14 protein-coding genes, 5 tRNA genes and 1 pseudogene are annotated in these 17445 nt (G+C 59.1%); 12 read left to right on the forward strand and 8 right to left on the reverse strand.

Annotation, left to right across the window (positions count from 1 at the left end; translation table 11 throughout):
- Positions 1-19 precede the first annotated feature (19 nt).
- The gene (locus HJB84_RS16065) at positions 20-1360 is read right to left on the reverse strand and encodes a DUF2778 domain-containing protein (protein WP_221116337.1); all 1341 of its coding nucleotides are present in this window, start codon (positions 1358-1360) and stop codon (positions 20-22) included.
- Positions 1361-1567: 207 nt separating this feature from the next.
- Positions 1568-3433, reverse strand: a complete 1866-nt coding sequence (locus HJB84_RS16070) for an alpha/beta hydrolase (protein WP_221116345.1) — start codon at positions 3431-3433, stop codon at positions 1568-1570.
- Between the two features lie 146 nt (positions 3434-3579).
- Here HJB84_RS16070 and HJB84_RS16075 point away from each other — a divergent pair, with 146 nt between their 5' ends.
- The 5 genes from HJB84_RS16075 to recJ all read left to right on the forward strand — a co-directional run bounded on the left by HJB84_RS16075 (position 3580) and on the right by recJ (position 9111).
- Positions 3580-3993, forward strand: a complete 414-nt coding sequence (locus HJB84_RS16075; RefSeq protein ID WP_207584009.1) for a hypothetical protein — start codon at positions 3580-3582, stop codon at positions 3991-3993.
- A 220-nt stretch (positions 3994-4213) separates the two neighbouring features.
- Positions 4214-5431, forward strand: coding sequence for an LL-diaminopimelate aminotransferase (locus HJB84_RS16080; RefSeq protein ID WP_207584010.1), 1218 nt, complete (start codon positions 4214-4216; stop codon positions 5429-5431).
- 61 nt (positions 5432-5492) lie between these two features.
- Positions 5493-6818: a homoserine dehydrogenase gene (locus tag HJB84_RS16085; RefSeq protein WP_221116338.1), complete on the forward strand. Its 1326-nt coding sequence runs from the start codon at positions 5493-5495 to the stop codon at positions 6816-6818.
- A 161-nt stretch (positions 6819-6979) separates the two neighbouring features.
- Entirely contained in the window at positions 6980-7228 is a 249-nt protein-coding gene (locus tag HJB84_RS16090) for a hypothetical protein (protein WP_207584012.1), read from the forward strand.
- Positions 7229-7308: 80 nt separating this feature from the next.
- On the forward strand, positions 7309-9111 hold the full coding sequence (recJ, locus tag HJB84_RS16095) for a single-stranded-DNA-specific exonuclease RecJ (RefSeq protein WP_207584013.1): 1803 nt from the start codon (positions 7309-7311) through the stop codon (positions 9109-9111).
- A gap of 48 nt (positions 9112-9159) precedes the next feature.
- On the opposite strand, the gene HJB84_RS16100 is transcribed toward recJ, so the two are convergent.
- The 5 genes from HJB84_RS16100 to gloA all read right to left on the reverse strand — a co-directional run bounded on the left by HJB84_RS16100 (position 9160) and on the right by gloA (position 11591).
- A tRNA-Glu gene (locus HJB84_RS16100) sits at positions 9160-9234 on the reverse strand.
- Positions 9235-9495: 261 nt separating this feature from the next.
- Positions 9496-9570: transfer RNA gene (locus tag HJB84_RS16105), tRNA-Glu, on the reverse strand.
- 75 nt (positions 9571-9645) lie between these two features.
- A tRNA-Glu gene (locus HJB84_RS16110) sits at positions 9646-9720 on the reverse strand.
- 197 nt (positions 9721-9917) lie between these two features.
- A complete protein-coding gene (locus HJB84_RS16115; RefSeq protein WP_221116339.1) occupies positions 9918-10985 on the reverse strand; it encodes a D-Ala-D-Ala carboxypeptidase family metallohydrolase in 1068 nt (355 codons plus the stop codon).
- A gap of 165 nt (positions 10986-11150) precedes the next feature.
- The gene (gloA, locus tag HJB84_RS16120) at positions 11151-11591 is read right to left on the reverse strand and encodes a lactoylglutathione lyase (protein ID WP_003573436.1); all 441 of its coding nucleotides are present in this window, start codon (positions 11589-11591) and stop codon (positions 11151-11153) included.
- A 195-nt stretch (positions 11592-11786) separates the two neighbouring features.
- Between gloA and HJB84_RS16125 the strand changes: the two genes are divergently transcribed.
- Positions 11787-12365 (forward strand): cold-shock protein, encoded by a 579-nt coding sequence (locus HJB84_RS16125; protein ID WP_207584015.1) that lies wholly within the window; start codon positions 11787-11789, stop codon positions 12363-12365.
- 1 nt (position 12366) lies between these two features.
- Positions 12367-12855 (forward strand): DUF192 domain-containing protein, encoded by a 489-nt coding sequence (locus HJB84_RS16130; RefSeq protein WP_221116340.1) that lies wholly within the window; start codon positions 12367-12369, stop codon positions 12853-12855.
- 63 nt (positions 12856-12918) lie between these two features.
- Here HJB84_RS16130 and HJB84_RS16135 read toward each other — a convergent pair.
- Positions 12919-12995, reverse strand: a tRNA-Pro gene (locus HJB84_RS16135).
- Between the two features lie 594 nt (positions 12996-13589).
- Between HJB84_RS16135 and HJB84_RS16140 the strand changes: the two genes are divergently transcribed.
- The 5 genes and pseudogenes from HJB84_RS16140 to HJB84_RS34110 form a co-directional block, all read left to right on the forward strand.
- Positions 13590-13895 carry an ETC complex I subunit gene (locus HJB84_RS16140; protein WP_221116341.1) on the forward strand — a complete coding sequence of 102 codons (306 nt, stop codon included), beginning with the start codon at positions 13590-13592 and terminating at the stop codon, positions 13893-13895.
- 57 nt (positions 13896-13952) lie between these two features.
- Positions 13953-14029, forward strand: a tRNA-Arg gene (locus tag HJB84_RS16145).
- A gap of 336 nt (positions 14030-14365) precedes the next feature.
- Positions 14366-16048, forward strand: a complete 1683-nt coding sequence (locus HJB84_RS16150) for an AIPR family protein (protein WP_221116342.1) — start codon at positions 14366-14368, stop codon at positions 16046-16048.
- 152 nt (positions 16049-16200) lie between these two features.
- Complete coding sequence (locus tag HJB84_RS16155; protein WP_221116343.1) at positions 16201-17094, forward strand: hypothetical protein; 894 nt, start codon at positions 16201-16203, stop codon at positions 17092-17094.
- 24 nt (positions 17095-17118) lie between these two features.
- A pseudogene (locus tag HJB84_RS34110) lies at positions 17119-17271 on the forward strand (helix-turn-helix domain-containing protein); the annotation flags it as partial.
- Positions 17272-17445 lie beyond the last annotated feature (174 nt).

The raw sequence follows: 17445 nt of genomic DNA on the forward strand, positions 1-17445 counted from the left end.
CTGCGCGCTCTCCTATTGCTTAGCTGCGCGATGAAAACAGCGAGGCGAGCGTCGAAGCGGGCTTGTTGTTCAGCCGTGGCACCACCACGAGCTGCTTGATGTCACCGCGCTTGTAGGCGGCGAGGAAACGGCGGTAGTCCTTGAAGGAGACGCAGCCGTTGGAATCACCGTTTTTGCCGAGCATGTAGGTGTGGGCCAACAGGCCGACACGGTCATAGATGGCGTCCGCGCCTTCGAGCGGGGTCAGCCGCAGCGCCTCGACACCATGGAAAAGGCTCTCGCGCATGGTGAGGGCATAGGTGTGCGGCGGCGTCGGCCCGTGCATCTTCTTATTCACGAAACGCGGGTTGTCGCGCATCTTGCCGAGACCGGAATGGGCTTCCAGCCTCTCGCCGTTCGGCAGATAGACGGTGCTGTTCTCGATGTCGTAGATCGCCACACCGGCGCGCAGCTTCGGCGAGAAGACCGGCTTGTCGTAGCGTGGCACTGCATCGTACTTGTCGTCCTCGATCGGCGAGTTTGGCTGGGCGTAGGCAAGTGCAGGTTCGCCGGCGCGCTGCGAACCCTTGGCGACCGGCGCCGGCTTGCCGATAAGGCCGTCGGGACGCGCCATCGGCAGCGGCACGGAGTCTTCGTCGGGCGTCAGCACCAGATCGAAAGGCGGCGCGTCGTCGGCGGCGGCAACGGCCACCGGTGCGGGTTCCGAGGCGGGAATTGCGGCGGTGCGGACCGGAGATGCTGATGGTTCGACCGGAGCCGGTGCGATCTGCCGGGATCCGGCATCGGCAAGTGCCAGAAGGGCCGGGAGTTCGGCAGCAGCAACGGCCTCCTTCGAGGGAATGATGACCCGGTCGCCGTCGTGTTCTTCCGTCGCTGCCGAGGCGACATCGACCGGCGCCTGCGTGATCACATCATCCTTGCGGAACTTGGCGCTGTCCGAAATTGCCGCCACGACTGGCTGCTCGGCAGCCATGACAAGCCGATTGTGTTTTGTAAGTGCCGCCAGTGCCGTTACGGCGGCGGCAGTCTTGTCGGCGTGGGATTGAATGAGGCTCGCCGTCAGCGGCATCTTCGGCTTCGCATCGAAGGCGGCCAGCCGGTCAGCCTTGCCGACATGGATCAGCCGCTCGTGGGGCATCGCCGGTTTGGCCTTCGGCGCCGATGCCACCTGCGTGAATCTGTCGGGCGGAGAAACGGGCACGGCCACCGAGTGCATTGTCGCCAAGGTCGCGATCAACCATGTGGAGGTCAGAAATCCGGCGCCGACGACGCCGTAAAGAAAGCCGCGAGATCCGCGCAAACGAAAGGCAGATCCGCCAAGAGGGGTGACGTCATCGAACGTCCCGACCGCAAACGCCATACTACACTCGTCTTTCAAACTCGCTACGCAGGCCGGCGGCACTGACTGACTACACTTCGCCGGGGCCGGTATAGGCGCAAGTGGGCCGAATTTAGACCACTCGCGACTTCCGACTGTCTCGCAAGGATGACGAATTATGGTTTCTAATTTATTTACGCCGCGCCGCTGTTTCTCGCGACGTCTCAAAAAGAGATGCGCTGGGCCTTCTCAGGCGCGTTCCATCACATAACTTCCCGGGGCTTCTTCGATCGCATTCAGCGCATCGCCGCCCGGTTTGCGCGCTGGCACGCGCCTGCTGTCATGGGTCTCGATCCAGGTCTGCCAGTGCGGCCACCACGATCCAGGTGTCTCGGTTGCCCGCTCGAGCCAGGTCTCGTACTCGCCCTTGGCGGGGCCGCCCGTCCAGAATTGATATTTCTTCTTGTCGGGCGGGTTGACGACGCCGGAGATATGTCCCGAGCCGGTGACGACGAATTCCACCTTGCCGCCGAAAAACTGGCTGCCGAGAAAGACGGACTTCGCAGGCGCTATGTGATCCTCGCGGGTGGCGAGATTATAGATCGGGATCTTGACGTCCTTCAGCGACACCGGCTTGCCGTCGAGGACCATCTCGTTCTGCGTCAGCGCATTCCTCAAATAGCAATTGCGCAGGTAGAAGGCATGGTTTGCCGCCGCCATGCGGGTCGAATCGGCGTTCCAGAACAACAGGTCGAAGGGCAGGGGATCCTGGCCCTTGAGGTAGTTGTTGACGAAATAAGGCCAGATCAGCTCGGAAGCCCGCAGCATGTTGAAGGCCATCGACATCTTCGAGCCGTCGAGATAGCCGGCCGCCTGCATATGCTCCTCAAGCGCTGTCAGCTGCTCCTCGTCGACGAAGACCTTGAGATCGCCGGCATGGGTGAAATCGACCTGGGTGGTAAAGAGCGTCGCAGTCTTGATGCGCTTGTTCTTCTCCTTGGCATGCAGCGCCAGCGTTGCCGCTAGCAGCGTGCCGCCGACGCAGTAGCCGACGGCGTTGACGTCCTTTTCGCCGGTCGCCTTCTCGATCGTCTCGAGCGCGAAATCGATGCCCTCGCGGGCATAGGACGTCCAGTCCTTATCGGCGTGGCGCGCATCCGGGTTGACCCAGGAAATGACGAAGGCGGTCTGACCCTGGTCGACACACCATTTGATGAAGGATTTCTGCGGGTTGAGATCGAGAATATAAAACTTGTTGATCCAGGGCGGGCAGATCAGCAGCGGCCGCTTCAGCACCGTTTCGGTCGAAGCCTCGTACTGGATGATCTGGCAGATGTCGTTTTGGGCGATCACCTTGCCCGGTGTCAGCGCCATGTCGCGGCCGACGACGAATTTCGTCATGTCGGTCTGGCGAAGGCGAAGATCGCCGTTTCCGGCAGCGATGTCCTCGGCAAGCATCTTCATCCCCCGCACCAGGTTTTCGCCGCTGGTTGCGATCGTCTCGCGGTAGAGCTGGGGATTGGTGGCGATGAAGTTGCTGGGCGAAAGTGCTGCCGTGATCTGCTTCACGTAGAAGCCGGCCTTGTGCTTGGTGTGCTCGTCGAGTCCGTCGGTCTCCGACACCAGCTTTTCCGCCCAGTCGGTCGTAACGAAATAGACCTGGCGCAGAAAATCGAAAAACGGGTTCTTCTGCCAGTCTTCGTCGGAGAAGCGCTTGTCCTTGCGGGTGTCCGGCTCGGCATGCAGAGGCTCGCCCTGCATGTGCGTAGCTTGCATCCGCTGCATCGAGCGCATCCAGATGCCGAAGAACGAGGACATCAGCTGCGTCTGCGCCTCGAAGGTGCGGCGGGGATCGGCAATCCAGTATTCGGTGACCTTGGAAAGCGTCTTGACCATGTCGGTCATCGGATCGACGGCGGTTTGGCTGATCTCGCCGCGTTCGCGCGGCGCAAGCCAGGCCGAGGCGGCCTGTCCGAGATTTTCGAGCGCCCGGGCGAAATTCATCGCCATGGTCTCGGGATCCTTCAACAGATAGGGATCGAGATCGGTCGCATCGAAACCGGCTTTGCCGCCATTCTTCTGGCCGCCATTCTCCCGCTTGCTGTCGGTCACCATTTCCTCCGGCGGCAGCACTATTTTTATCCAATCGTTGTACATCGTGATTGAACGAGAAAACAAGTTCCACCCGCGCCGGCTCATGCTATTGCTTTGTGGCTGCGACAAATTTAACAGTCGACGCAGTCAGAACTGGATTTTGAGGCATGACGAAGAACGGCATTCGGCGCATCGCAACCTTCAACCGCACCGCATTGATCTGCGCCGCGGCGGCGATGGCTCTTGCCGGATGCAATCTGACGGCTGAGCAGAAGGCCGCAGCCGCCGCCAAGCGAGCGGCGCCAACCGCCGTCGTCATGCCGGCCACCAAGGGCGATGCGGTCGAAGGCGGCCTGGCAAAGTCGCCGGACGGCTATCCGAATTTCGGCGCGCCGCTGACGGCCGCCAACGTCCAGATGAGTGACGAGCAGGCGGCCGAACTGCAGCATCAGTTGACCGCACTCGCCGCCCGGCGCAAGGCCGGCACGATTTCGGAGGCCGAATATCAGGCCAAGGCCGCGGAAATGCGCCGTCTCGCCGCCGAACACGGCCCGGAGACGCTCTCCGAAATCTCCAAATAGACCTTGCCTTTCAGGCAATTTGGACGCAAAGCCTTCCGGATGGATCGGAAGACAAGATTTTCCCGATAATGCGCGTTACGCGGCCTTTCCGTCAAAGATTTGCCGCGTGTTTTGGGTCTGATGAATACGGCGCTGCGATTCTGAAGTTCGTGTCGCAGCCGCCGGGAGACGGAACGAACTTCGACTGCGGCCCGAAAGCCGCCTTTCCATGGGGAATGAAATGGAAGAGTTTCACAAAGTCCGGCGTTTGCCGCCTTATGTTTTCGAACAGGTCAACCGTTTGAAGGCAAGCGCGCGAGCGGGCGGTGCCGATATCATCGATCTCGGCATGGGAAACCCCGACCTTCCCACTCCTCAGTCGATCGTCGACAAGCTGTGCGAAGTCGTGCAGGATCCGCGCACGCACCGTTATTCGTCTTCCAAGGGCATTCCGGGGCTGCGCCGCGCTCAGGCCGCTTATTATGCCCGCCGTTTCGGCGTCAAGCTCAACCCGGATACGCAAGTGGTCGCTACCTTGGGCTCCAAGGAAGGCTTTGCCAACATGGCGCAGGCGATCACCGCGCCGGGCGACGTCATCCTCTGCCCGAACCCGACCTATCCGATCCATGCCTTCGGCTTCCTGATGGCGGGCGGCGTCATCCGCTCCATGTCGGTGGAGCCGGACGAAAGCTTTTTCCCGCCGCTTGAGCGCGCGGTCCGGCATTCGATCCCGAAGCCCTTGGCGCTGATCCTCAACTACCCCTCGAACCCGACGGCCCTTGTCGCGACGCTCGATTTCTACAAGGACGTCATTGCCTTCGCCAAGAAGCACGACATCATCGTGCTCTCCGACCTTGCATATTCGGAAATCTATTTCGACGGCGCCCCACCGCCGTCGGTTCTCGAAGTGCCGGGTGCAATGGATATGACGGTCGAGTTTACCTCGATGTCGAAGACCTTCTCCATGCCCGGCTGGCGCATGGGCTTTGCCGTCGGCAACGAGCGGCTGATCGCGGCGCTCACCCGCGTCAAGTCCTATCTCGATTACGGCGCCTTCACGCCGATCCAGGTGGCGGCGACGCATGCGCTGAACGGCGACGGCTCCGACATTGCTGAGGTTCGCAATGTCTATAAACGTCGCCGCGACGTCATGGTCGAAAGCTTCGGCAAGGCCGGCTTCGACGTACCGCCGCCGGCTGCCACCATGTTCGCCTGGGCGAAGATCCCGGAAAAGTTCCGTCATCTCGGTTCGCTCGAGTTTTCCAAACTGCTGGTCGAGAAGGCTGACGTCGCCGTTGCCCCGGGCATCGGCTTCGGCGAACAGGGCGACGACTACGTTCGTCTGGCGCTTGTCGAGAATGAACACCGCATCCGCCAGGCTGCGCGCAACATCAAGAAGTTCATGTCGACGGCAGACGAAACGATGCACAACGTCATTTCGCTGAACGCGCACCGCTAATCCAACTCTAAGGCAGCCGCGTCCCGCGGCTGCCGCCACACAGATATTTCAGGATAAATCTATGGCAGATGCCCTCAAAATCGGCATTGCGGGCTTGGGCACCGTCGGCGCCTCGCTAGTCCGCATCATCCAGCAGAAGAGCAACGAGCTTGCCGTCACCTGCGGGCGTCCGATCACCATTACCGCGGTTTCCGCGCGTGACAGGGCGAGGGACCGCGGCATCGATCTTGCCACTGTCACCTGGTTCGACCGGCCGGAAGAGCTTGCTGAAAAGGGCGATATCGACGTCTTCGTCGAGCTGATGGGCGGCGCCGAAGGGGCTGCCAACGTTTCCGTGCGCGCCGCACTCCAGCGTGGTCTCCATGTGGTGACAGCCAATAAGGCGCTGCTTGCCTATCACGGCGTCGAGCTCGCAACGATCGCCGAGGAGAAGGGCGCGTTGCTGAATTTCGAGGCGGCAGTCGCCGGCGGCATCCCCGTCATCAAGGCGCTGCGTGAATCGCTGACCGGGAATTCCGTCTCGCGCATCTATGGCATCATGAACGGCACCTGCAATTACATCCTGACCAAGATGGAGAAGGAGGGGCTTTCCTTCGCCGAGTGCCTGAAGGAAGCGCAGCGCCTCGGTTATGCCGAGGCCGATCCGGCCTTCGACATCGACGGCAACGACACCGCCCACAAGCTGTCCATCCTGACGACGCTTGCCTTCGGCAATCGCATCGCCGCCGATGACATCTATCTCGAAGGCATCACCAACATCTCGATCGAGGATATCCACGCTGCCGCCGAGCTCGGTTATCGCATCAAGCTGCTGGGCGTTGCCCAGCGCACCGATACCGGCATCGAGCAACGCGTTCACCCGACCATGGTGCCGGTCGATTCGGTCATTGCCCAGGTCGACGGCGTCACCAATGCGGTGGCGATCGAATCCGACGTGCTCGGCGAACTGCTGATGGTCGGCCCCGGCGCCGGCGGCAATGCCACAGCCTCGTCTGTGCTCGGTGACATTGCCGATATCGCCAAAAGCCAGCCGGGCGCCCAGCGCGTGCCGGTGCTCGGCCATCCCGCAAAGGCGCTGGAACCCTACCGCAAGGCGCAGATGCAGAGCCACGAGGGCGGGTATTTCATCCGCCTGACCGTGCTCGACCGCACCGGCGTCTTTGCCAGCGTCGCAACCCGAATGGCCGAAAACAACATCTCGCTGGAATCGATCGTCCAACGCTCGAAGCAGCATCTGGCGCCGTCGCACCACCAGACGATCATTCTTGTCACCCATGCGACGATGGAGGAGTCGGTGCGCAAGGCCGTCGCCTCGATCAAGTCGGAAGGTTATCTCTTCGGCGAGCCGCAGGTGATTCGAATCGAGCGGCCGAAAGAGGACGGCTGAGCCCTCCCGATCGTGTGGACACCCGTTGAACCGCCCCGTCTCGACAGGGCGGTTTTTCTGTAATTTTTTCAACCTCCCCTTACGGAAGTCTATATTAACAAATACCGAAATATTGATATAATTAAACCGGAGATTGGTGAGTCGTCTGCGTGGAGAATTTCATGAGCAAGGACAGCCACGCCGGGAAAGGGTATGGCTGCCCGGGCGAGGTGCCGCCGGACCGTCCTGATATGCTTGAGGAAATGCTCAAGCCGACCTACCGTGAAATTCGTCAAGAGGCTCCTGATGAGCCTGACGGCGACGATGAGCAGACAGAAGGCCGCAACTGGGCCATTCTGCTAACGCTGTTTTCGGTCATGCTGGTGCAGCTGGGCGGCATCGCCGTGATCGTCTGGGCGGTGTTCTGGTAAAAATCCGTGTCTGCAAATCCATCGCTATGTTATCTCCGCTGCTTCTGTAGAAAGAGCAGATGAAGTCAGCGGAGTGTGGCATGGCAGATCTCGTTGATCCGGTACAGCGCGCGTTTCTCGGCGTGGAGAAATCCGCGCTCGACAATCGCTGGGTCGCGCGGCTCGACCAGGCCGGGCAGAACCGGGCGCTCGCCATGTCGCAGATCCACGGCCTGCCGGATCTGATCGCTCGCGTGCTGGCCGGGCGCGGCGTGACGGTGGACGAGGCGATCGAATTCCTCGATCCGACGATCCGCAGCCTGATGCCCGATCCCCATAGGCTGACCGATTGCGAAAAGGCGGCAACCCGCCTCCTGAGCGCCATCGAGCGCGGCGAGAGCGTTGCGATCTTCGGCGACTACGACGTCGACGGCGCGGCCTCCTCGGCGCTAATGTTTCGCTTCCTCAGCCATTTCGGCGTCAAGGCGAACATCTATATTCCCGACCGCGTCTTTGAAGGTTACGGCCCCAATCCGGCGGCGATCAACCAGTTGATCGACAACGGCGCCCGGTTGATCGTCACTGTCGATTGCGGCTCGACCAGCCACGAGGCGCTGGCCGCCGCCGCCGCCCGCAACATCGATGTCGTCGTCATCGATCACCACCAGGTGACACATGAGCTGCCGCCCTGCCATGCGCTCGTCAATCCGAACCGCGAGGACGATCTCTCGGGGCAGGGGCATCTTTGCGCCGCCGGTGTGGTCTTCATGGTGCTGGTCGCGACGCTGAGGCTGCTACGCGCCGCCGGCAACAAGCGCATCCTCGCGCTCGACCTCTTGCAATGGCTGGATATCGTCGCACTGGCGACGGTCTGCGATGTCGTACCGCTGAAGGGCCTCAACCGCGCCTATGTGGTGAAGGGGCTGGTCGCTGCCCGCCACCAGAGCAATGCCGGGCTTGCAGCCCTCTTCCGCAAGGCCGGGCTCGCAGGCCCGGTGACACCCTATCATTTCGGCTTCCTGATCGGCCCGCGCATCAATGCCGGCGGGCGGATCGGCGATGCGGCACTCGGAAGCCGGCTGCTGACGCTCGACGACGCCGGGGAGGCTGACGTGATCGCCCAGCGCCTCGACGAGCTCAACGGCGAGCGCCAGGCGATGGAGACCATCATGCTGCAGGAGGCGGAAGCCGAGGCGCTCGCCGAATATGGCGACGGCGAGGGCGCCTCCGTCATCGTCACCGCCCATGAGAAATGGCATCCCGGCATCGTCGGGCTGATCGCGGCGCGGCTGAAGGAAAAGTTCAAACGCCCCGCCTTTGCAATCGCATTCGATCCTTCCGGCCGCGGCACCGGCTCGGGCCGCTCCATCAACGGCTTCGACATGGGCAGGATGGTGCGGGCTGCCGTCGACGAGGGGATCCTCGTCAAGGGCGGAGGCCACGCCATGGCCGCCGGGTTGACGGTCGAGCGCGCCGATCTCGGCAGGCTGAGGACCTTCTTCACCGAGAAGTCGGCAAGGACTGTGGCGAACCTCGTCGCCAACGAGACGCTGAAGATCGACGGTGCGATCGGCGCCAGCGGCGCCACGCTCGAACTCATCGACCGCCTGGAGGCCGCCGGCCCATATGGCTCCGGCCATGCACAACCGCTCTTTGCCGTGCCGGCACATCGTGTGCGCGACGCGCGCCTGGTCGGCGAGAAACATGTAAAGGTGACGATGGAGGCAATGGACGGATCGCGGCTCGACGGCATCGCCTTCCGCGCCGCCGATACGCCACTTGGTAATCTTCTCCTCAACTCACGCGGCGCCAGCCTGCACGTGGTGGGTTCGCTGGGCGCCGAGCATTATCAAGGCGCCCGCCGCATCCAGCTGCGCGTCTGCGATGCTGCGCCGGCAAAATAAAACAGCCGCGCAAAAAAGCTGATGATGAGGAATTCGGAGGGAAGAAATTGGTACGCCCTAGGGGAGTCGAACCCCTCTTCCCAGAATGAAAATCTGGTGTCCTAACCGATAGACGAAGGGCGCTTCCTTCGTGGTGGCGCCCTTATAGTCAGCACCTTCAAAAGCCGCAAGCGCCAAGACGCGAAAAAATCATCGTTTTCGCCGATTTTTTTGCTCCTGTGGAAAAACGTGGCGGGGGAGGCGATGCAGCCAAAACAGCGCGATCAAGCTCCAAGGATAACCGTTAAATGCAATCCCTGAGATATCGTCTCCGCAACTTCTCCGGTGAGTCGCAGGGGTAGACAAACAAGTGCTTGGTCAAACGCAGGCATTTTTGTCCGATGTTGGTACGCCCTAGGGGAGTCGAACCCCTCTTTACAGAATGAGAATCTGTCGTCCTAACCGATAGACGAAGGGCGCAGGCCGGCTCCGTTAAAATAGGACCGCGCGCAGACTTCTGCAAGCGGATGCGACGGCTTCAATATGGAGAGAAAGTGGTACGCCCTAGGGGAGTCGAACCCCTCTTCCCAGAATGAAAATCTGGTGTCCTAACCGATAGACGAAGGGCGCTTCCTTCGTGGTGGCGCCCTTATAGTCAGGCGTTTTGAATCCCGCAAGCGGCAATTCGGTTTTCTTTCAAAAAAATGACAGGAAATCCGAGTGCGTTCGAAGAGCTGATTATTAAAGCTGAATCAATAGGCTGCCAGTTGTTTCTTTAACAAGACGAGGCGGCGCTTTCGTACCGTCATGCGAAAAATGCGCGGTCGTCAGATCGCTCTTGCGGTCGCCGTCGGCGCGCGTTTGCCGCCGCAGCCCCAGTTCCAGTCGCGGGTTTTGCCGGTATCAAGATGGACCGAATCCGTGTGGCAATAGGTGCCGACACCGCCGCGGTTCGGCAGCGAGCGAATATAGGCGGCGATATCCGATTTCGTCACGCCGTCGATCTGGATGTCGGCCGCCTCGCAGCTCTTGTGCATCGATTCGTCGGCGCCGCCGACCAGGCGGTTATGCTCTTCGTCGCGATAACCTGAAGTGACGATAACAGGGCGGCCGAAATGGCTTTCGACCGTCTTGATCACACTCAGCAGCTCGGGCTTGAAGCAGCTGACCTCGACCTTGTCGTTCTGGAGATGCAGCCCGTTCGGCGCGATGCGCGTCATGCCGGGCAGGGCAGCCTTGTGCAAAAGGCCGGAAAGGCTGCCGAGCAGGTTCTGCTTCGGCGCGCTGTAGAGCGCGTTCATCGTCGTGGCCGGACTGCCGTCTGTCGCCAACGACGCCGTTTGACCGGGTGCAGGCTGGGTGCTGCCATTCTGCGAGGATTGCTGGGGCAGCACCGGCTCCGCCGGTTGTGCCGATGCAGGCGGCTGGCTGTAGACGCTGCTTCTTGCGGGTACTGCACCTTGAACCGGCGCATAGGCCTCCGGCTGAATGACGGTGGACGTGCCGTTGTTCTGCGGCGCCGGCTGATGATCCGAAAAGATGCTCATCGCCTGCGCGTTGATCCTGGTCGATTGCAGCACGAGCCCGCCGATATTGGCAGGTGCTGCCGTCGCCGGATCGGCCGGCGGGACGGCGGCATTCGGACCCTCAGCGACGACCTGCGGCGCGGCTTGGGCGCCGGAGACGTTGACGAGCCGGGGGTCCGAGTACATTGAGCGTGGGGCATTTTTTGCAGGCGCTGCCTGAGCAAGCTGCGGTACCGCGGCTTGCTCCGCTGGAACCGCTGCCGCAGAGTCGAGCGCCTTCTTGTCTGACGCACAGCCGGACAGCGCCAGCACCGAAGTGGCGATCAGCAAAGCGCCCGTCAGGGGCATCCGCATCTCAATGTTACGCAAGCGACAGTCTCCAGTTGATGCGGAAAACGGGCGAAAACCGCCATCTTCCGCTTCGAGTCATCAGGAGATTGCCTGCGGGGCCGGATCGCGGCAAGCGTCAAGGCGCCGGCCGGATCCGAAATCGCAAAAGCCGCAAGCTTCGCAAAAGCCTTGCGGCGAAAAGCCTTACCAGGCGCCGGTATTGCCCATCGAGGCCCAGGGTTCGGCGGCGGCAAGCGGGCTGCCCTTCTGCAGGATTTCGATCGAGATGCCGTCGGGCGAGCGGACGAAGGCCATGTTCCCGTCGCGCGGCGGCCGGTTGATGGTGATGCCGTTGTCCATCAGATTCTGGCAGGTTGCGTAAATATCGTCGACCTCATAGGCGAGGTGGCCGAAATTGCGTCCTCCGCTATAATCTTCCGTGTCCCAGTTGTAGGTAAGCTCGAGGCAGGGAGCCTTTTCGCTGCGTGCACGGTCGAGATCGTCGCGAGCCGCCAGGAAAACCAGGGTGAAGCGACCCTTCTCGTTTTCGTGGCGGCGAATCTCCTCCAGCCCGAACAGCGTGGTGTAAAAAGCGAGCGAGGCGTCCAGGTCTTTGACGCGTACCATTGTGTGAAGATAACGCATTCTATCTACTCCTTTATTGGGGCTGGTCTTTTTCGGCGAGCTGAGGTCAGCTTCGGGCAAGTCATCTTTGGAAAATGTGCAGTTGGGAATAACCGAAAACTAGGACTTGCGCTTATCCGTTACCAAGATGTTAATCTTGATTTCAAGAATCAGTTAACCGTAACAGTGTGACGCGTATTCGAGGGGCTGGCGACAATGGCTGATAGGATTTCATCGAACGAATACTCCGACCTCGACGAGCTATCGGGAGAGGCGGTCGATCTTGTTGAAATCACCGGCGTCGTCAAGTGGTTTGACGTCGCCAAGGGTTTCGGCTTCATCGTGCCCGACAACGGCATACAGGATGTCCTCCTGCACGTGACCTGCCTGCGGCGCGACGGTTACCAGACGATCCTCGAGGGAACGCGCATCGTCGCCCTCATCCAGCGCCGCGAGCGCGGCTACCAAGCGTTCAAGATCCTTTCGATGGACCAGTCGACCGCGGTTCACCCCTCGCAACTGCCGCCGGTGCGCACACATGTGCAGGTCACCGCGACGAGCGGGCTGGAACGTGCGCTCGTCAAGTGGTTCAACCGTACCAAGGGCTTCGGCTTCCTGACACGCGGCGAGGGCACGGAAGACATCTTCGTACACATGGAGACGCTCCGCCGCTTCGGCCTGACGGAGCTTCGCCCCGGCCAGGTGGTGCTCGTCCGCTTCGGCGACGGCGAAAAGGGCCTGATGGCCGCAGAAATCCATCCCGACGTTCCGAGCCCGGCCAGCCGGTCGCATTGATATGCGGGACATCGTTCTTCTTCATGCGGTCAAAAGCGCCATCCTGGCGCTTTTTTTCATGGTCACGCTGCCGGCTTTTGGCCAGGAGCAGATCCGCTTCGACAGGGAGCCGCTGCTCATCCAGACCGCTGCGGGCAAGGTGCTGCATTTCACTGTCGAGATCGCCTCGACCCCCGATCAGCGCGCCTACGGGCTGATGTTTCGCAAGACGATGGCCGATGATGCCGGGATGATCTTCGATTTCGACGAGCCGCGGCGCGTCACCATGTGGATGGAAAACACCATCCTGCCGCTCGACATGCTTTTCGCCGACGACACCGGCACGATCCGCCACATCAAGGAAAACGCGACGCCCTATTCGCGCGATATCATCGATTCGATGAGCAAGGTGAAATACGTCGTCGAACTCAATGCCGGCATCGCCAGCAAATTCGGAATCAAACCGGGCGACAGGATCGTCAGCGCCACGACGACGAAGAAGGCGAAGTGACGACGCGCAAGCGTGCGAGCCGCGATGCGGCCGTCAAAGATCCAAAAATATCGGGATATTGAATGGTCGGAGTGGAGAGATTTGAACTCCCGACCCTCTGGTCCCAAACCAGATGCGCTACCAGGCTGCGCTACACTCCGTGCCGTGGCGGGGAGATACACGGTTCACTTCACCGTCGCAACCCATAAATCCAGCTCTGGCCGAAGTTTTCGCCTGATATGTCGGTGTATACATAAAATCGGGAAGGGCCGCCCGTCCGCCCTGAGGGGGCAACTGGGCATCAGGAGGAGGCTCCTCAGCCGCGTTCGAGCAGGCCGATATATTGGGCGTAGCTGATGGCAACGTAGAAGAAAGCCGTAATGCCGGCCCCGATCACAAGGGCATTGAACTCCGCCGAACGTCTCATCATGCGTGCAGATCCATTGAAATTGACTGAGCCGTAAATAGTGCCGAGGGCTGGCCGCGGCAATCAGCTTGTGATCACAACATGAGACGATCGGTAATATTGCGCAACCGGCCTGTCTGCCGATATCCTTGTTTCCGAAGAATCGCCTCATCCACGCGATGGGACCGGCAGCGCCTCATACGCCGCCTTTTTTCTTGAAAAGCCAAGGATTCGCGGATAAGCAAAATTCATCTCTTCGCGCTATTCCAGCGATGAAGCAAAAGCCCCGGCAACCGGGATTGAGACCATGAAAGGCGGGCGAAGCCCGCATAGCCGGAGACGCGCCGTCATGTCTGCCAAAATCTATCGTCCAGCCAAGACCGCCATGCAGTCCGGCAAGGCCAAGACCCATCTCTGGGTGCTTGAATTCGATCAGGAGTCGCCGCGCAAGATCGATCCGATCATGGGCTACACCTCCTCGGGCGACATGCGCCAGCAGGTGAAACTCACCTTCGAAACGCAAGAACTGGCCGAAGCCTATGCCCAGCGCACCGGCATCGAATACCGCGTCATCCCGCCGAAGGATCCGGTCCGCCAGGTTGTCGCCTATCCGGATAATTTCCGCTATACCCGCACGCAGCCCTGGACGCATTGAGATTTCTCGTCCAGAACTGCCGCATCCGGTCGCGCTCCCTGAACGCGACCGCCGGACGGCCCCTTAGCTCAGCTGGATAGAGCACCTGCCTTCTAAGCAGGTTGTCGCAGGTTCGATTCCTGCAGGGGTCGCCACTCAATTCATTGATTTAAAATCATTTTTCCCAAGTAGCCAAAGTGGTAACGAAGGCATTTAAGAGAACAAAATAGCTCCGAATTACCGGAATGAGCGCTGAAAGTCCCGGAATTGTCCCGGACGTGATGCTGTTTTGTTCTCTTGTAAGATCCACGCTTTTGTTCTCGGAAACCCGAAGAAACGAATTCAGATTGGTCCTACGGGGGCGCTAGAGCCTCATGGCCGCCCCGTGAGTGAGCTAAACCGACCACGGGCTTACAGCCACAAACCTCTAATTCTGGTTGCGACGAGACTAAAATTCATCTAGTTCGCCTGAACGCTTTCAGGAGGCATCGGTGGCTAACGAGATCAAAGAAATTTTCGCGTCGGTTGATGAGCTCGCTCTGCGGGGACGACTTACGCGGAACCGCGCGTTTGCCGCATGGTTCGCCATCACGTTCCACAACATCGATGAAGACGAGGCGCTCGAAGCTGCCGCTAGCGATGGTGGAAACGATCAAGGTATTGATCTCGTTTTTGCAGACGTAAACTCTGAAGAGATCGTGGTTATTCAAGCGCATTGCCCGGAAAATCTTGAAAAGAAAACGCCGAAGGCGAAGTGGGACGCCGTCCCGGCCTCTATACCCTTCGTTGCCGAACCATCCCTTCTTATCAAGGTCGGCAGACCAGATCTCTCTGAGACGATATCTAGTCTCAAAGAGGCCTACCCGGAATATATGACCAGCGCTGGCCTAGTTTCGCTGGGTTTGCGGAGCCAGGAGATCGTTGATTCGGTGGCCGCGCACGACAACGGTGGTGGTCCTGACCTCGGTTTCTTCTATCTGGCTCAAGAAGACCTCATTGCACGATACAAGGCTTTGGTGTCGTCCGAACAAGGTATACCTGAGGATACCCTTGCTTTTAGCGGCGGCTATTTTGAGGACCAGGGTGATTATGGGCGGGCGTGGATTGGTTCTGTAAGCGCAACGGAGCTACAACGGCTTCACAAAGCGCACTCTGATGAGCTTTTTGCCGGTAATATTCGCTTATTCCTTGGGTCTCGCAAAGGAGGTATCAACGAGCAAATAATCAAAACGGCGAAGGAGGCGCCAGGCTCCTTCTGGGCGCTTAACAACGGCGTGACAATCGTCGCAGACTCGGCCGAACCTACCGCCGGTGCAGATGGTTCGAAAATTCTCAAGCTGCGTAGGTTCAGCATTGTTAATGGATGTCAGACGACATCCAGCCTCGTCCAAGCCAAGGCGAATGATAAAGCTCGCGTTCTTGCGCGTGTTATTGCAGCGAAGGCCACATTAAGAACCGACATCGTTCGCTATAACAACTCCCAGAACGCAGTCCGGATATGGTCTGTTCGCGCCGCCGACGATCTCCAAAAGATTTTGCGAGCTGAGTTCAAGGCTGTAGCGATAGATTACGCTCCTAAGCAGGAAGGTTCCAGGAGGAAGAAAGACCCCTCGACGATCGAACTTGACAAGGTCACGCAGTATTTGGCTTCGACCGAAAACGAGTACTTGATTCAAGCGATCGCCAATAAGGGCGAGCTTTTCGACCAGCCGTACCAGAAGCTCTTCTACAAAGGAATAAAGGCGCCAAACGTTTACATCAGTTGGCTGATCGGTGGGGCCGCTGATGCTGAACGTCAAAACCTCTTGAACGGTCTAAACGGCGATCCAAATGGCGGCCTGCTGGGCGTAACCAGCTCCTACTGGATCGTCTACTGCACCTATAAGATGCTCTTGAAATTCACCAACATTGAATCGCCCCATTTTACGCTCGCCAGAATGCAGTCGCGCGATTTCCAGGCTGCACTGAAAAAATATGTCACGAAGGCGACAGATATTTTCTACGACGCCGCCGTAGACACTTACGATCGAGACGAATACGGATCATTCAAAAGCACTTTGAGATCATCGAAATTCCTCCAGAAGATGGATGGAAAGTTGAATGCGCGAATTGCCCGGCTCGCACCGAAAACAGTTCCAGACCTGGTGGCGGTCGCGAAATCTGTGAAGGTCTGACTTCATGCCGATGTGCCACAGGATAATTATCTCAAATGCTTAGGGGTTTGTGAGACATTCCAGTCGGTCTTGCTTGTCTCACATAATGTCGCGCGCCATCGTGCGCGCCAAGGCTCGGTCACGACGCGAAATATAGCCATCAAAGGACGGATATGACCCAAGAAGAGGTCCCACAAATCATCGAAATCAAACGTCGGTGGTGGCGTCTCATGGAGGATGATGAGAGACCTTTAGAAGCAAGAAATCCCCACATGGACCTCACAGCGCTGTTTCTGTTTTTGCGGAGAAGCGCCCCCCGCAACGGGTGGATACGCGAGGCGGGCGACATGATCGCGCACAGGTGGGATAAAGATGCCGGACTTGTGCTCACCCGTTTGAAAAGTAGCCTTGAGATAATGGATCTTTACATGCAGGCGTGCGATGGGCCGCTTGACAAAAAACAAGCGCAAAAGGCTGCGGAGAAGCTGCTTGGATTTTACCAGACACAGGGTTCCGATGTCTTAGGTATAAGTTACGACAAGGCGAGATCTCTCATTGACTCCATTAAGCAAAAATTGAGTGGTTGCAGTATTGAAGGGTTTCAGTTTCAGCGGCCACTGAAGGATTCGGACAGCAACTTCATGCGTCGACTTTGGCAAGTCGGAGTGAAGAGCGAGATATTGACCCCAACAATTCTGCTAGAAGAATTCTCTGAGGCTCTTTTGGCTTCGGAGTTCAATCGCCACCTGTTTGACGATGAGAAACAAAGGGCTGGAAGACTGCTCAATGTGTTCGTGGCCTCCCAGCTTCACAATCTGAGGTTAAAAATTAATGGCCGCGACTGCGTCTTGAAGGGTGGGTATTTCCATCCAAAAGCATTTCCAGAGGTACAAGTGTATGCCATGTACACGGATATTTGGGGTATACTCCGACTGCTGCCGGTTATGCACACTGGATTGACGTTCGAGAATATATGTTCACCCAGCTTAGTGATCGACCAGCCCATTAGGGTGTGGCGTGGTTTTGCAGTTGAAATCGGTCTTGGCGAAAAGCTTCATTACGTTTGATCTCGACGACACAGCGAGCAGCTTCTGACCCCGCAGCAGGCCGCAGAGATCCTGACGATCTCGGTCAAGCTCTTGCGCGCCCACGTGAAAGCAGGCGATATAGCCTTCATCGCCAAGGGCACCGGGGTGAAGCGCAGGAAGATGGCGTTCGATCCGGCAGATGTTCAGGAATTTATAGACCGCCGCAGGACGCGCAAATGTCAGTCTTCAAACATGCCAAAAGCTGACCTGCCACTGAACTTTCATCCAGCTGCGATTGGAGCCTCGGGGGTTTTGAATACGCCAAGTGGCGCGGTGTGAGCAACCGGCGGAAACGCGAAGCTTTCATCTTGCGCAGCGTTGGAGCCGGTT

It is taken from the genome of Rhizobium sp. NZLR1b (assembly GCF_019685155.1).
GTDB lineage: Bacteria > Pseudomonadota > Alphaproteobacteria > Rhizobiales > Rhizobiaceae > Rhizobium.

Excerpts from the sequence above, each read along its gene's own strand:
- HJB84_RS16065 (WP_221116337.1), bottom strand. The coding sequence starts at position 1,360 with ATGGCGTTTGCGGTCGGGACGTTCGATGACGTCACCCCTCTTGGCGGA.
- HJB84_RS16070 (WP_221116345.1), bottom strand. The coding sequence starts at position 3,433 with ATGGTGACCGACAGCAAGCGGGAGAATGGCGGCCAGAAGAATGGCGGC.
- HJB84_RS16075 (WP_207584009.1), top strand. The coding sequence starts at position 3,580 with ATGACGAAGAACGGCATTCGGCGCATCGCAACCTTCAACCGCACCGCA.
- HJB84_RS16080 (WP_207584010.1), top strand. The coding sequence starts at position 4,214 with ATGGAAGAGTTTCACAAAGTCCGGCGTTTGCCGCCTTATGTTTTCGAA.
- HJB84_RS16085 (WP_221116338.1), top strand. The coding sequence starts at position 5,493 with ATGGCAGATGCCCTCAAAATCGGCATTGCGGGCTTGGGCACCGTCGGC.
- HJB84_RS16090 (WP_207584012.1), top strand. The coding sequence starts at position 6,980 with ATGAGCAAGGACAGCCACGCCGGGAAAGGGTATGGCTGCCCGGGCGAG.
- recJ (WP_207584013.1), top strand. The coding sequence starts at position 7,309 with ATGGCAGATCTCGTTGATCCGGTACAGCGCGCGTTTCTCGGCGTGGAG.
- gloA (WP_003573436.1), bottom strand. The coding sequence starts at position 11,591 with ATGCGTTATCTTCACACAATGGTACGCGTCAAAGACCTGGACGCCTCG.
- HJB84_RS16125 (WP_207584015.1), top strand. The coding sequence starts at position 11,787 with ATGGCTGATAGGATTTCATCGAACGAATACTCCGACCTCGACGAGCTA.
- HJB84_RS16130 (WP_221116340.1), top strand. The coding sequence starts at position 12,367 with ATGCGGGACATCGTTCTTCTTCATGCGGTCAAAAGCGCCATCCTGGCG.
- HJB84_RS16140 (WP_221116341.1), top strand. The coding sequence starts at position 13,590 with ATGTCTGCCAAAATCTATCGTCCAGCCAAGACCGCCATGCAGTCCGGC.
- HJB84_RS16155 (WP_221116343.1), top strand. The coding sequence starts at position 16,201 with ATGACCCAAGAAGAGGTCCCACAAATCATCGAAATCAAACGTCGGTGG.